Here is a 13073-nt window from a genome sequence, read left to right as displayed (position 1 = left end):
AAAGACACTGCTGACCGATACCCGCTCCGACCGGTCAGCAGTCCATGCCTAGATGACCATCAGTCGCGATCAAAACCCTCACGATAGGTCAGCTCTCGAATCAGGTTCGTTTCCTGAGCCTCGAATTCAGTCTTCAAGGCGGCAAACTCTGCGCTCAACTCGTCGATCGCCCGACCCGGGAAGCGATCTGGCAGGGCCACCACACGTGCAAGGTAATCTTGCTTGAGGGTTTCGAAACGCTCGGCATGGGTTTCGCGCAGGTATTGAACCCAGAAGTCGCGTTGCGCGGCATACCGCATGAATGGTTCACCGCTTTCACCTTGCTGCACCCGGACCAGAGCCGCGTCCAGCTCGCCGGGACGGATGCTCGCGACCGACTGATAGAGCATGTTGCTCGGAGGCAATGGCAAATCCAGCTCCGCAGACCACCGCAAGCGGTATGCAAGCCGTACCTCCGCTTCGTCGCGACTGCCTGCCTGTTCACGTGCGATTGTGTCCAGTTCATGCAATCGGTAGAGGCGTCGGGTCAGGCGGTATAGCGTCGGTCCGCGCAATTGTGCCGGGGCGCTACTCAACGCTTGCGCGATGAACACCTGGATTTCAATCTGATTGAACACCAACCAGGCACCGTCATGGCAGGTCTGCGCGCCTGTATCGGGTTGCACGAGTGCTTCGGCGGCTATCCCGTTGTAAAGAAGGCGGTTCTCCTGACTCTGGTCTGCGGCTTCAAGAACGCGCCACACGCGCTCGGAAAATTCGGCCCGGGTCGGCTCCGTCCGATAAGGCGCCGCTTGGGTCAAACGCCCTATCAGAGCGAGCAAATTCCCGGCATCCCCTGCATCGTCAATACGCAGCCAGAGTGCACGATGAATCTGGTTCTCCTCGACGGTACCGAGCAGCCATGGCTCTACACTTTCCACCCCCCCACTCAAAGAGTCAGAGTATGGGCTGTTGAGCCGTCCCGATGAATCCGAATCCGAATAGTAAGCGTCAGAGTCGGAGTCGGAATAATAACGGTCGCCGGGCAGTGCCAGAATATCGTCCGGTAGTTCCATAGCGAACGAATAGGAGCTGTGGTGGTTCTCGGAGAGATACGCCCTGCGCATGGTTTCATGAGTCAACGGATTACCGCGCAAGGCAATCTCGGTGTGGGCCATATCGTTACGCGGGTTTTGCAGGATGTGCTCAGGCAACACGCTCAGGTGATTGTCATCGAGCACGAGCGCTTCCAGCGGCATTACCCCTTCCACCCACTCCGGCCACTGCTGCAGCCCCATGTTTCTCAAGGACAACCAACGCAAGTTGCTCAGTAAACCCGGTGTATAGGCGATGGTCCCCAGCTGGTTTCCTGCAAGGTCCAGAGCCTCGAGATGGCACAGGCGGCTCAGAAAATGCAGCGCGTTCTGATCCAGCTGCCGCCCCTGGTCCGTCAAGCTCAAGCTGGTCAGGGCTGGCAGGTTCAACAGGACCGAGGGCAATTCATACATTGGCTGCACTTGACCGATGAAGCTGAGATTCCTTAATTGAAGGAAGTTTGCCAGGAACAGGTTTAGCTGCGAGGCATCAGCCCTGACATGCGACAGCATCATGTTGCGAACACGCAGATAGAAAAAAGCAGGCAGTCGCGCAGGAAAATCCTGTAGCGAGATGCGCTCCAGATTCAGTACCGCAAAGGTCTGGCCTTCGCTGTACGCGCGCCAGTACTCCATAAGGGTTTGGCCAATGACGCGCCTGACTTCAACAGTCGCCGCGCTCAAGGGCCTGGTTGAACTGGAAGCCTGGGACCAGGAGGTGATCGCCTCTTGCAACTGCGCTCTTTCCTGCCTCATCAACACTATCTGGGCGTCCAGATGGGGCGGCATGTCCAGGTCGAAGCGAAACCGGCTATCGACCCCTTCGTTCAGCCTGACCCGCGTCAGCGTCAAACGAGACAATGGGTTGCCCTGCAACGATAGCCGGGTTGGCTCAGCGGCAGGCGTGCGGTCATTGAGCACATCCCAAGGTATTTCGATCAAGCGGTTGTTGCGTAACGACAGCTGATTAATGTCAGCGGCCGCCAGCCCCTCAAGCCATGAAGGCCACTGATCAAGCCCAAGACTGTCGAGCCCAAGATAGCGCAGACGCAAGCTGACAATGTTGGAAGGCACGATGAAACTGACCTGATTGCCGCTCAAGTCCAGCCACTCCAGGTGTTCAAGCGTGCTCAACGTCTGCACTTCCAGCGGGCTTATCCATATATTTTGATTAACCAGGCGTAAAGTGCGCAGCGTTGGAAAGCAGTGCGCTATCAGGTAAGGCAATTGAACAACCAACGGATCCCGATAAGTGACCGGCACACCAGTGCGGGTTATTTCGAGAGAGTTGATTTGTGGGAATCGTCTGAAGAATCGCTCCAGCGCCTGGCGATCGTCTACCCCCTGAAAGATGGGCGGCGGTAATGTCAGGGAGGGCCTGCTGATGACAATATCTATCAGCTCCAACCGGCTGACACGCTGATAGAAAAAATCAGGGAGCACCGGCGGGAAGTCGCTGATGACGATGCTCTCCAGGCGTAGGGCGCGAGGGTCGGGGGTGATTTCGGACAAAGCATTTTCAGACCAGTGCCGCCATATTGCATCCTGGATGGCACTGCGGCTGGCCTCGCGCAGGTTTAGATCGGGCATCGAGGCCGATTCGTCACCCCACGCACGTATATTGATATCCAGAGCGCTATGCTCATCCAGGACTTGAGTCAGCCGCTGGTGAATCTGCTGGCGGCTCATCCCTGCACTCTCAAGTGCCATCAGAACCTGCTCGGCTGATCTGTCAGTGGCGGTAATGCCAGCGATTCGGATAAGGTCCAGCAACGTGTCCCGGGCAATGAACCCCTGCATCGCCCCCCTGCCGCTCAGCGGGTAACCCGGTCGACCGTCAGCCAGGCGCATGGGCGACCTTGGCCCCGGTTTTGCGGGCTGCATCTTGAAAACGGTACGCAGCGTGTCCCGCGGCAGCAATGGGCCATTCTGGATCGCAAGCTTGAGCTTCGGGCTGTCCCAGGTGCCGGGGAAGCCCAAGGCAGCACGTGGCGCGTCGGGCAGGGCATGCAGCACCGCCGAGTAGAGGTTGTCGCGTCCATTGAGCCCGATGCCTCGCTCATTGAAGGCTTCATAGCCATCGATGTGTCTGACCAGGATTCTGCGAACCGTCGCATCGACAGGCCCGACAGCGTCGATCAAGGCACCGTAAAAACTCCCGTCCCTGACTTCCAGGCGCAGTTGGGAGGACCAGCCAGAGAGGTGTTCGAGGGTGTGCAGGATCAACCTGTCGGTGTCCTGATTGTCCACCGACTTCAGGAACAGTCCCTCATAGGCTCTCGCCAATCTGACCTGCTGTTGATACACCCGAATTTCCTCGGCGATCCGTAACGGCACACGACCTTGAGCCAGTTCCTCCAATTGCGCCGGTGACGCGTGACGGACGAGTTCGTTGGCGATCGTCGCCGGCAAGCGCGGATAGCTGCGCGTTATCGTCGTGGCATGAGTTTGCCGAGTCAGTGACATGGTTCGGTAGCGCGACTCGAACAACGCAGCCTGGTCGAGAACAGACTCATCAGCTTGAACGCTGCGCTGTATGTCTTGATCGAGCTGGAAGCGCCGTATCGTGTCCTCCAGTAACGCTGGGGGACGCTCATTCTCGACCAGCATTCTTCGCAGAACGGCCTCGTGGGTGTCGCTGACCTGAAGGATGCGCCGGGCAGTGGCATCAGAAAAACCGACAGCCGTGTGTCCAAGTCGTCGGAATAACTTCAGCCCCTCCCACGCAAGCGGTTGATCGCCAGGATGCAGCCAGGCTCCAACCCCGTTGTGACTCAGCGGTGGTTCATAGCCAAGGGCCCTGGTGGGGTGCTCGATGTGAAACTGTCCCTGCGCAGCGGACTGCTTGACGGCATAAACCCTGTCTTCGACCGAAATCCAGGTTTTGTCCTGATAGTGATAGATCCCGAACTCGTCCGGCTTCAAACCTTCGGGCAAGACGGTATCGTGGGCAAAGGGCGCAAGATCAGGCTTCCATAAACGAGTTTCACCATCGGGCAACTCGACTTGCGTGAGGTCCTCGATAAAGGAAGGTGTCTCGACCGTCATCCTTTCAAGCACGGGGGCTCCTGCACCTTGATGTGCCGCGCCAAGAGCCGCCATCAGCGCCACGTTCTCGGCCACGTCCATAAGGTATCCCCAGCCCTGATCCCATTCACCACGGGTCCAGCTGTCGATCCCCTCGAACACCTCATCCGCCAACTGAGCGGCCGTCACCGCCATCATTACCGCGCCTACCGGCGGCACCACGAAACCCACCAGGTTCAGTGCCTGCAACGCAAGACTTTCGAAGTAATGCACACGTTGATCGACGGTTTTCTGATCTTCGTCCGCCGTTGGCACTGCATGAAACAGAGCATCATCCTTGAGCACGCTGGCTTTCTGCTCGACGAGTGCGGTCAAAAGCCCATTGGCAAAGCCGTGGTCTCGCAGATGCAGCTTCGCGTTCCTGTCTACCTGCTGCTCGTACCAGCCCCGGTCCTTGTTCCAGACGCTTGGGCGCAAGCACTTGCCCAGCTTTGCGAACAGTTCAGCCCGATGGCGGGCAGGGATAAAGCGCTGAAAGAAATCCAGATAGCCGTCCACCAGCATCCTGTCGCGCAGCGCTTCTGTGAACGCTGCACTGGACGCGTACTCTTTGAGCGGGCATACGGGGTCGTCGGGGACATAAACGACCAGGCTTTGCTCAGTGTCGGCGCTTTCACGGGCCTTGCCAACAGCTACGATGCCCGCCAATTCAATGTCCCAGAGCCGCAGGAAACTGCATGTGACAGGCTGGCCGTCCAACTCGACGCTTTTGCGGTTGCGCGCTACGTTGAGCAAGGCATGGTACAGGCCCTCGCCGATCTGGCCTTTCATATAAGCCAGATGCACCTGGACCCTAAACGCCGCTTGCTCAACCCGCTTCAAAAGCCCGCGGCGATTGTAGGCAGCGGCGTCCGGTGCGTCGCCAGGCTTTGATGGCGGGTTGAGAAACGCATCGATCTTTTTCTGGTATTGACCTCCCAAATCCAGCTCGCGGCACAGTGTCGCGAATGCTTCGGGAGCAATCGCCAGAGCTGTGCCGGTCACGCTTATTCCGGACACCGGATAGCGATCATAAATAGCAGCCTTCTGCCGGGCATCCAGGTCCATCGCCCCGGCAGCGGTTTCCCAGGATTCAAAGTTCTGCAGCGCAGCATGCAGGAGCGTTTGAGTTGCGGCTGTGAGCGACTTTTGCAACTGGACCAACGGATCTCTGGAGGCGCCTGCAAACGAATCGTCGACATGAACCCGGCTGGCGTGGAACAGCCAGGTCTTGCGTACATCCACGCGCAGTCCGAAACGCTTTTGTAGAGCGGCAACCAGCAAGGGTTCGGCAAATGCTTCAAGCGCTGGAAGGTCCACCAGCACTTGCCTGAGTTTCTGTTCGCTGTAGCGATAGAGCGCGTGCTCCTGCTTGAGCGATTTAACGACGTCGGGCAACGATTGCCGGGCACGCTCGAACCAGTCAAGCCGCATGCCGCCAGCCTCACGGAGCGCGCCATGGGTAGCTGGCGAAGCATCGATAAGCCACTGCGGAATCTTGCTGCCGACAGCGGTAAAACGTTCGCTTTGTTGAGAAAAACCAGTGAGGGAACGTGCAGATGAGCCCATTGATTGGGACATGATAGAGGCCTTGAAACTTTGAATGGACAACCGAGCTTATTCAGAAAGCCCGCCACTAAAAGCTCAAATTACTCATATCAAATGGGTCGGTTTTGTCAGGATTTAGAATAGATAAACAACATAGATACCACCCCTTCCACGGCCTCATCTGTCGGTGTCACGAGTCTTGACCCAATGAAGTCGTGCTCACCTTCGGGCTTGCGCGCGCCGGGTGCATCACTTTGGCGTGCCGGAACAGAAAACGCACAAATAGCGTGCAGATAAAAGCCGAGTCTGCAAAGCGTCACCGGACCTGACGATGCGTCAAAGCTGTTTCCTGCTCCGAAAAAATGTCAGCGCGCGCGAGTACAGGGGGCCGGGGACCATTTTTAGACGTTTCTGAAACGATTGAGCAAAACTGGCACGCGCTCTGCAATAGGTTAATCATCACCAGTTTTGGGGACCTTGGTACAGGCAGGCCGGGGATTCCCCTCTTTTATTCCTCCCGGAGACTGACCTCCAGTCTCCAGCGCCCGTCCTGAGCTGCACCGTGCCAATCGCCGTGCAACGGACGGGCCGCCACCAGGTTCAGCAACAGGCCCTTATCGCTCTTCTGCACCCTCCAACGCACATCCCGACCATTGAGCTTCAACTCGCCACGTTGCGCGTTACCTTTTGCGCTGAACAACAAGGCCACGGCACCGTCGATCATTTCGCCATGCAGTTGCGGTTCACGGTTGAACCAGACCGCCACGCCTTCCGGCAATACCTCGACGCGCTGCAGCTCTACAGGGTCCGGCGTCGTCAGTCGGCCGATCATCAAGCCGACCATGACGCCAAATATCGCAATCGACCCCAAAAACCGCCGCCAGAGCTTCGGTCTCGGGTCTTCTTCGGGAGTAGAATGCCTGCCGTCCTTTCGTTCGGAGCCGTGCATGTTTCACGTGATCCTTTTTCAACCAGAAATTCCGCCGAATACCGGCAACATCATCAGGCTCTGCGCCAACAGTGGCTGCAACCTGCATTTGATCGAGCCCCTGGGCTTCGAACTGGATGACAAACGCCTGCGCCGCGCGGGCCTCGACTACCATGAGTACGCCACGCTCCAGCGACATGCCGATCTGGCCAGCTGCCTGGAAAGCATTGGCGACCCGCGCCTGTTCGCTTTTACCACAAAAGGCTCGCGGCCCTTTCACGACGCGGCATTTCAGCAAGGCGATGCATTTCTCTTCGGCCCGGAAAGCCGTGGCCTGCCAGCTGATGTGCTGGATCCGCTGTCGAGCGATCAACGCCTGCGCCTGCCCATGCGCGAGGGCTGCCGCAGCCTGAATCTGTCCAACACCGTGGCCGTTGCAGTGTATGAGGGGTGGCGGCAGCTGGGGTTCAAGTAACACTCCAGCAGCGCCCCCGCTCTCCGGTCAGACGCAATCCCCTGCGGGAGCGAATTCATTCGCGAAAATCGTGCGTCCCATAGATAGCTACCGGATGTACCACCGCAGCGCGAATGAATTTGCTCCTACGCAAGATCTGAGCTGTCAGGTGGATCTCCAATAAAAAAGCGCCCATCACAGGCGCTTTTTCAATGCAGCATTGATGCTTACTGAACGGTAGGTGACGGCGTTTCGCCTGCGTCCTGCATGCGCTGCAGCTCTTGAGCGTACAGCGCATCGAAGTTCACCGGAGCCAGCATCAAGGCCGGGAACGAGCCACGGACAACCAGGCTGTCGATGGTTTCGCGCGCGTACGGGAACAAAATGTTCGGGCAGAACGCGCCCAGTGTGTGGCTCATGGAGGAAGCGTCCAGGCCCTTGATCAGGAAGATACCGGCCTGCTGCACTTCAGCGATGAAGGCGATTTCATCACCGTTTTTCACTTCGACCGACAGCGTCAGCACGACTTCGTAGAAATCGTTTTCCAGCTCTTTCTGACGAGTGTTCAGGTCCAGGCTGACGCTTGGGGTCCACTCCTGACGGAAGATCGCCGGGCTTTTTGGCGCTTCGAAAGACAGGTCACGCACGTAGATGCGTTGCAGGGAAAACTGTGGAGCTTCTTCGCTGGAGGTAGCGCCGTTGTTCGTTTGATCGGTCATCTCAGATCCTTCTCACTCTTGAGGTCTTGTAGGGTTTCAGAACGCGTAATGAGGAGTGCGCCTGGGCGGCTCCTTACACGCTCTGGCTCGAATTCATGCGCTCAGCAGCGCGTCGAGCTTGCCGGCGCGCTCCAGTGCAAACAGGTCGTCGCACCCGCCGACATGAACCGAACCGATCCATATCTGCGGAACCGAACTGCGCCCGGCCTTTTTGGTCATTTCAGCGCGAATCTGTGGCTTGCCGTCGACTTTGATTTCCTCGAAGTCGACGTTTTTGCTCTCGAGCAGGTACTTGGCGCGAGAGCAATAAGGGCAATAATCGCTGGAGTAGACGACGACATCAGCCATTTCATTTCACCAGAGGCAGGTTGTCACTGCGCCACGAGGAAACACCGCCCGACAGCTTGGCAGCAGTAAAGCCGGCTTTGAGCAGTTCGCTGGCAATATGGCCGGCATGCTGACCTGCGGCATCGACGATGATCAGTGTTTTGGGCTTGTACTTCTCAAGCTCTGCGGTCCGGGACATGACTTTGTCCTGTGGAAAGCTCAAGGCACCGACGATATGCCCGCTGGTGTAGTCCTTCTTGGGGCGCACATCAATGACGACCGCTTCATCGCGGTTGACCAGTGCGGTCAGCTCACCGGTGCTCAGGCTGCGGCCGCCTTTGCTAAGCTCCGATGCAATCAACAGCGCCAGCAGGATGACAAAAGCGCCAGCCAGTAAATAGTGGTTCGTGGCAAATTCAATCAGGTGAGCAACCATCATCAGGTTCCAGGGCGTTAAAATGTCGGCCAGTATACACAGCCCCCAAGGTCGGCCAAAGCCCGTACGGCAGTGACGCGGTTTGAACTTCAACCTAAAATGCCGATCTTTTTTCTACTTCACCTATTAGCCAAGAGTGGGATTCATGACTACCACGCCTAAACCTTTGGTTCTGATCATCCTGGATGGCTTCGGTCACAGCGAAAGCCAGGACGGCAATGCGGTCTACTCGGCAACGGCCGAAAAGAAGATGCCGGTCTTCGATCGCCTCTACAAGACCATGCCCAATGGCCTGATCTCCGGTTCGGGCATGGATGTCGGTCTGCCTGACGGACAGATGGGCAACTCCGAAGTCGGCCACATGAACCTGGGTGCCGGGCGCGTGGTGTATCAGGATTTCACTCGGGTCACCAAAGCTATCAAGGACGGCGAGTTCTTCGAGAACCCGGTCCTCTGCAAAGCAGTGGACGACGCTGTAAGCAGCGGCAAAGCCGTGCATATCATGGGGCTACTCTCCGATGGCGGCGTGCACAGCCACGAAGATCACCTGGTGGCCATGGTTGAACTGGCGGCCAAGCGCGGCGCCGGGAAGATCTACGTACACGCCTTCCTTGATGGTCGCGATACCCCACCACGCAGCGCGCACAAATACCTCGACACAATGGAAACGGCCTACGGGCGTCTGGGCAAGGGCCGCACGGCGACCCTCATCGGTCGCTACTTCGCGATGGACCGCGACAATCGTTGGGATCGCGTCGAGTCGGCCTACAACCTGATCGTCGACGGCACGTCCGAATTCCAGGCGGACACCCCCAAGGCCGGTCTGGACGCTGCCTACGGGCGCGATGAAAACGACGAGTTCGTCAAAGCCACCCGCATTGGTGAGCAAGTCAGGGTGGATGACGGCGACGCCGTGGTGTTCATGAACTTCCGCGCCGACCGCGCCCGTGAGCTGACTCGCGTATTCGTCGAAGACGATTTCAAGGACTTCGCCCGCGCCCGCCAGCCAAAACTGGCCGGTTTCGTGATGCTGACCCAATACGCCGCGAACATCCCGGCACCGGCCGCGTTCGTCAAAGGCAGCCTGCAGAACGTGCTTGGTGAGTACCTGTCGAAGAACGGCAAGACCCAGCTGCGCATCGCCGAAACCGAAAAATACGCCCACGTGACCTTCTTCTTTTCCGGTGGTCGGGAAGAACCGTTTCCAGGCGAAGAGCGCATCCTGATTCCGTCACCCAAGGTCGCGACCTACGACCTGCAGCCAGAAATGAGCGCACCGGAAGTCACCGACAAGATCGTCGATGCCATCGAAAACCAGCGTTTCGACGTGATCATCGTCAATTACGCCAACGGTGACATGGTGGGCCACAGCGGCATCATGGAAGCGGCGATCAAGGCAGTCGAGTGCCTGGACGTGTGCGTCGGTCGCATCACCCAGGCGCTGGAAAAGGTCGGTGGAGAGGCGCTGATCACCGCTGACCACGGCAACGTCGAGCAAATGACCGACGAGAAGACGCACCAGCCGCACACGGCTCACACCACCGAGCCGGTGCCGTTCATCTACGTTGGCAAACGCGACCTGAAGGTCCGTGAAGGTGGCGTTCTGGCAGATGTGGCGCCAACCATGCTGACGTTGCTGGGCATGGAAGTCCCGCAGGAGATGACGGGCAAAACGATTCTGGTTGCTAACTAAGTTGTCTCAAACCGGTCTGTCTGTCGCTGACAGGCCGGTTTTTTGTATGAAATGTCTGAAAGCAGCGCCTTATGAGCGTTTTTTTTGCAGCCTTCGGCGGGCATACTAACCCCGTCTTTATTCCTGGTATCGCCCGACCTCATGCTCCGCGCCCTGATCGCCCTTGCTTTGATTTGTCTGCTCAATCCGGCCTTTGCCGACGATGAGCGCGCACAAACCCAAAAACAGCTGGATGCCACGCGTCAGGACATTACTGAACTGAAAAAGGCATTGAGCCAGCTTCAGGAAGAAAAATCCGGCGTGCAGAAAGATCTGCGCACAACTGAAACCGAGATGGGCAAGCTGGAAAAGCAGGTGGAGGCCCTGCAAAAAGAACTAAAAAAGAGTGAAGTCGAGCTTCAGCGGCTCGACCAGGAGAAAAAAAAACTCCAAAGCGCCCGGGTTGAACAGCAACGGCTGATTGCAATTCAGGCCCGCGCTGCCTATCAGAGCGGCCGTCAGGAATACCTCAAGCTGCTGCTCAATCAGCAGAACCCCGAAAAGTTTGCCCGCACCCTGACCTACTACGATTACCTGAGCAAGGCCCGCCTTGAGCAGCTGCGTACGTTCAATGAAACCCTGCGCCAGCTGGCTGAAGTCGAGAAAGACATCGACCTGCAGCAAGCGCAGCTGCTGGTGCAGAAAAGCTCGCTGGATGACCAGAAGTCCCAACTCGATACCGTTCGCCAGGAGCGTCAGGTCGCACTGGCCAAGCTGAATCAGGACTACAAGGCTCGCGACCAGAAGCTACAGGCCCGTCAGCAAGATCAGAACGATCTGACCAAAGTCCTTAAGACCATCGAAGAAACGCTCGCGCGTCAGGCGCGTGAAGCCGAGGAAGCGCGTCAGAAAGCGCTGCTGGCCCAGCAGGAAGCCGAGAAGCGCCAGCGTGAGCAACAGGAAGCGCTGGCGAAAAGTCGCGGCAAGGACAACAGTGATGAAGCCCCTCACCGACCGACCAAAGCGCCCGGCGCGATGGTTTCCAGCACCGGGCAGTCCTTTGGTGGTGCTTTTGAACAGGCAAAGGGAAAACTTCCTTGGCCTGTCGATGGTCGATTGTTGGCACGTTTCGGTGAAAGCCGCGGTGATGACGAGCGGACCAAGTGGGATGGCGTGATGATCAGCGCTGCCGCAGGCAGTCAGGTACGCGCTGTGCATGGCGGTCGGGTGGTCTTCGCCGACTGGTTGCGCGGGGCAGGCCTTCTGGTCATTCTCGACCACGGCAACGGCTATTTGAGTCTGTACGGTCACAACCAGAGTCTGTTGAAGGAAGCTGGGGACGTTGTTAAAGCCGGAGAGGCGATCTCCACCGTGGGCAACAGCGGTGGCGGTCAGGACACTCCGGCATTGTATTTCGCTATTCGTCAGCAGGGTCGCCCTAGTGATCCGGCCCAATGGTGTCGCACTCAAGGATAAGTCGGCACCTCACTCAGGAGTTCGTAAGACATGCTGTTTTCGTCCCGCCTCACCTCGCTGGCCTTGTCTATCGCCGTGATTATCGGTGCTCCGCAGGCCATGGCTGCCGGTGCTGCCCCAGCGCCTGCGCCTGTTGCAGCCACGCCCGCCAACGCCGCGAATCTAAAGGCGCCGCTGCCACTGGACGAGCTGCGCACCTTTGCCGAGGTGATGGACAAGATCAAGGCCGCTTATGTCGAGCCTGTGGATGACAAGACGCTGCTGGAGAATGCCATCAAGGGCATGCTCAGCAACCTCGACCCGCATTCCGCGTATCTGGGCCCGGAAGACTTCCAGGAGCTGCAGGAAAGCACCAGCGGTGAGTTCGGCGGCCTGGGCATCGAAGTCGGTGTCGAAGACGGTTTCATCAAAGTGGTGTCGCCTATCGATGACACCCCGGCCTCCAAGGCGGGCATCGAGGCAGGCGACCTGATCGTCAAGATCAACGGTACGCCGACCCAGGGCCAGACCATGCAGGAAGCGGTCGACAAGATGCGTGGCAAGCTGGGCGAGAAGATCACTCTGACGCTGGTACGCGACGGCGGTAATCCGTTCGACGTGACGCTGGCGCGGGCGACCATTCAGGTCAAGAGCGTGAAAGCACAGATGCTGGAGCCGGGTTACGGATACATCCGCATCACGCAGTTCCAGGTCAAAACCGGTGAAGAAGTCGGCAAGGCGCTGGCCAAGTTGCGCAAGGACAATGGCAAGAAGATGAACGGCCTGATCCTGGACCTGCGCAACAACCCGGGCGGCGTTCTGCAAGCGGCGGTCGAGGTGGCGGATCACTTCCTGACCAAAGGCTTGATCGTCTACACCAAAGGCCGTATCGCCAACTCCGAACTGCGCTTCTCGGCAGATCCAGCGGACGCCAGCGAAGGCGCACCGCTGGTGGTGCTGATCAACGGCGGCAGTGCCTCGGCTTCCGAGATCGTCGCAGGAGCATTGCAGGATCAGAAACGCGGCATCCTGATGGGCACTGACACGTTCGGTAAAGGTTCGGTGCAGACCGTGCTGCCGCTGGCTAATGATCGCGCGTTGAAGATCACCACTGCGCTGTACTTCACGCCCAACGGTCGCTCGATTCAGGCGCAGGGCATCAACCCGGACATCGAAGTCAAACGCGCCAAGGTCACCACCGAAGCCGACGGCGAGAATTACAAAGAGGCCGATCTGCTCGGCCATCTGGGCAATGGCAACGGCGGCGCGGACAAACCGACCACCAAACCAGCCGCTGGCAAGGCGCGTCCGCAGGACGACGATTACCAGTTGAATCAGGCCCTCAGTCTGCTCAAGGGATTGAGTGTTACGCGCGGCAATTGATATGCGCCTCTG

General features: G+C 58.2%; 9 protein-coding genes. 4 read left to right on the top strand and 5 right to left on the bottom strand.

The annotated features are described in order from the left end of the window. Window positions 1-59 precede the first annotated feature (59 nt). Both EC915_RS15355 and EC915_RS15350 read right to left on the bottom strand, forming a co-directional pair. Entirely contained in the window at window positions 60-5720 is a 5661-nt protein-coding gene (locus EC915_RS15355; RefSeq protein WP_133751380.1) for a dermonecrotic toxin domain-containing protein, read from the bottom strand. Between the two features lie 475 nt (window positions 5721-6195). Next, the gene (locus EC915_RS15350) at window positions 6196-6636 is read right to left on the bottom strand and encodes a hypothetical protein (protein ID WP_133751379.1); all 441 of its coding nucleotides are present in this window, start codon (window positions 6634-6636) and stop codon (window positions 6196-6198) included. On the opposite strand from EC915_RS15350, the gene trmL reads away from it, so the two are divergent. Then, window positions 6635-7090 carry a tRNA (uridine(34)/cytosine(34)/5-carboxymethylaminomethyluridine(34)-2'-O)-methyltransferase TrmL gene (gene trmL, locus EC915_RS15345; RefSeq protein WP_133751378.1) on the top strand — a complete coding sequence of 152 codons (456 nt, stop codon included), beginning with the start codon at window positions 6635-6637 and terminating at the stop codon, window positions 7088-7090. The two genes, EC915_RS15350 and trmL, sit on opposite strands and share 2 nt — an antisense overlap. A 206-nt stretch (window positions 7091-7296) precedes the next feature. Here the strand turns inward: trmL and secB are convergent, their stop codons facing one another. From secB to EC915_RS15330, 3 genes are all read right to left on the bottom strand, one after another. Further along, window positions 7297-7788: a protein-export chaperone SecB gene (secB, locus tag EC915_RS15340; RefSeq protein ID WP_133751377.1), complete on the bottom strand. Its 492-nt coding sequence runs from the start codon at window positions 7786-7788 to the stop codon at window positions 7297-7299. A gap of 93 nt (window positions 7789-7881) precedes the next feature. Next, window positions 7882-8136: a glutaredoxin 3 gene (grxC, locus tag EC915_RS15335; protein ID WP_133751376.1), complete on the bottom strand. Its 255-nt coding sequence runs from the start codon at window positions 8134-8136 to the stop codon at window positions 7882-7884. 1 nt (window position 8137) lies between these two features. Further along, window positions 8138-8551 carry a rhodanese-like domain-containing protein gene (locus EC915_RS15330; protein ID WP_133751421.1) on the bottom strand — a complete coding sequence of 138 codons (414 nt, stop codon included), beginning with the start codon at window positions 8549-8551 and terminating at the stop codon, window positions 8138-8140. 145 nt (window positions 8552-8696) lie between these two features. Here EC915_RS15330 and gpmI point away from each other — a divergent pair, with 145 nt between their 5' ends. From gpmI to EC915_RS15315, 3 genes are all read left to right on the top strand, one after another. Then, window positions 8697-10244, top strand: a complete 1548-nt coding sequence (gene gpmI, locus EC915_RS15325; RefSeq protein ID WP_133751375.1) for a 2,3-bisphosphoglycerate-independent phosphoglycerate mutase — start codon at window positions 8697-8699, stop codon at window positions 10242-10244. A 141-nt stretch (window positions 10245-10385) separates the two neighbouring features. After that, complete coding sequence (locus EC915_RS15320) at window positions 10386-11699, top strand: murein hydrolase activator EnvC (protein ID WP_133751374.1); 1314 nt, start codon at window positions 10386-10388, stop codon at window positions 11697-11699. Between the two features lie 30 nt (window positions 11700-11729). Beyond that, window positions 11730-13061, top strand: a complete 1332-nt coding sequence (locus EC915_RS15315) for a S41 family peptidase (RefSeq protein ID WP_133751373.1) — start codon at window positions 11730-11732, stop codon at window positions 13059-13061. The last annotated feature ends 12 nt before the right edge of the window (window positions 13062-13073 follow it).

This window comes from Pseudomonas sp. LP_7_YM (genome assembly GCF_004364435.1).
GTDB lineage: Bacteria > Pseudomonadota > Gammaproteobacteria > Pseudomonadales > Pseudomonadaceae > Aquipseudomonas.
This window is presented reverse-complemented; position numbering and strand designations above follow the sequence as displayed.

What these genes read in the sequence shown, in the direction of transcription:
- EC915_RS15355 (WP_133751380.1), bottom strand. Translation starts at nt 5,720, where the DNA reads ATGTCCCAATCAATGGGCTCATCTGCACGTTCCCTCACTGGTTTTTCT.
- trmL (WP_133751378.1), top strand. Translation starts at nt 6,635, where the DNA reads ATGTTTCACGTGATCCTTTTTCAACCAGAAATTCCGCCGAATACCGGC.
- EC915_RS15350 (WP_133751379.1), bottom strand. Translation starts at nt 6,636, where the DNA reads ATGCACGGCTCCGAACGAAAGGACGGCAGGCATTCTACTCCCGAAGAA.
- secB (WP_133751377.1), bottom strand. Translation starts at nt 7,788, where the DNA reads ATGACCGATCAAACGAACAACGGCGCTACCTCCAGCGAAGAAGCTCCA.
- grxC (WP_133751376.1), bottom strand. Translation starts at nt 8,136, where the DNA reads ATGGCTGATGTCGTCGTCTACTCCAGCGATTATTGCCCTTATTGCTCT.
- EC915_RS15330 (WP_133751421.1), bottom strand. Translation starts at nt 8,551, where the DNA reads ATGGTTGCTCACCTGATTGAATTTGCCACGAACCACTATTTACTGGCT.
- gpmI (WP_133751375.1), top strand. Translation starts at nt 8,697, where the DNA reads ATGACTACCACGCCTAAACCTTTGGTTCTGATCATCCTGGATGGCTTC.
- EC915_RS15320 (WP_133751374.1), top strand. Translation starts at nt 10,386, where the DNA reads ATGCTCCGCGCCCTGATCGCCCTTGCTTTGATTTGTCTGCTCAATCCG.
- EC915_RS15315 (WP_133751373.1), top strand. Translation starts at nt 11,730, where the DNA reads ATGCTGTTTTCGTCCCGCCTCACCTCGCTGGCCTTGTCTATCGCCGTG.